This is a genomic window from Vibrio splendidus, from assembly GCF_002873455.1.
Taxonomy (GTDB): domain Bacteria; phylum Pseudomonadota; class Gammaproteobacteria; order Enterobacterales; family Vibrionaceae; genus Vibrio; species Vibrio splendidus_J.
In genome coordinates this window covers 1-996 of sequence record NZ_MCUN01000047.1, presented here as the reverse complement: position 1 = coordinate 996, position 996 = coordinate 1, and the positions used below count along the sequence as shown (strand labels likewise).

Sequence of the window (996 nt, the reverse complement as noted above, 5' to 3'; positions counted from 1 at the left end):
AAATTCACTATGCCACTACAAGCCAGATAAATGCAAGCAATGGAAGTGGTTTAAGTTAGATGAGTTACCCGAACCATTGTTCCTTCCTTTGACGAATCTGTTGAACGATCCGTTAATCCTTGGGAAGCTATCTTAGTCAAACCGGCTCTTAACACGGTGTTATGTGAATATAGGGAATAATCGAATGGAATTAAAGTGCCACTGTGGAAACGTGAGTTTAGAGCTAAGCTCGCGTCCAGAGGAAGTCGGGGAGTGTAACTGTTCAATCTGTCGTCGTTATGCTGCCGCTTGGGCGTATTTTTCTCCGGAGCAAGTTCAAATCAACTTGAGCGATAAAACTGAGTTTTATTGTTGGGGCGATAAAGAAGTCGAATTTCATCGCTGCAAGTTGTGTGGATGTTTAACGCATTACGTGACGACAGAGAAATGCTCCGCAGATGTATTGGCTGTAAACATGAGAATGGCCGAAAATGAAGTGCTTGCAAGCATCCGAGTTCGTAAGATCAATGGCGCAGCTTACTAAATTAACTAACAAAGTACTTTCTGTGTATCTTGCAGTATTAATAAATAGAAATCTCGAACAGGTTTTTCCTGTATTTCTAGATATTCAGTGAATAGGAAAATAATGACATTACGAGTAGTTCCAGAGCTTTATTGTTTCGATATTAATGTGAGCAAATCCTTTTTTCTCGATGTGTTGGGATTTGAAGTGAAATACGAGCGCCCAGATGAAGAGTTTGCTTATCTAACGCTCGATGGTGTTGATGTGATGCTTGAAGGGATTGCGGGCAAAAGTCGAAAATGGCTTTCAGGTGATCTGGAGTTTCCGTTAGGGCGTGGTGTTAACTTCCAATGGGATGTTATCGATATCGAACCTCTATATCAGAGAGTTAACGAAAGCGCCGCTGATTCTATTTACTTAGCGTTAGAGTCAAAATCTTATCTATGTGGTGATTCCATCGCGACTCAGAAGCAGTGTAGTGGCATAGTGAATTT

2 protein-coding genes are annotated in these 996 nt (G+C 41.2%); both read left to right on the top strand.

Annotation, left to right across the window (positions count from 1 at the left end; translation table 11 throughout):
* Positions 1-184: 184 nt before the first annotated feature.
* On the top strand, positions 185-523 hold the full coding sequence (locus BCU75_RS20725) for a GFA family protein (protein ID WP_102474947.1): 339 nt from the start codon (positions 185-187) through the stop codon (positions 521-523).
* 102 nt (positions 524-625) lie between these two features.
* Positions 626-996 (top strand): VOC family protein (locus BCU75_RS20720; RefSeq protein ID WP_102474946.1); only part of this gene is annotated, 371 nt, incomplete at its 3' end.

Bases quoted from the DNA above. Each gene is read 5' to 3' on its own strand.
- BCU75_RS20725 (WP_102474947.1), top strand. From the start codon at position 185: ATGGAATTAAAGTGCCACTGTGGAAACGTGAGTTTAGAGCTAAGCTCG.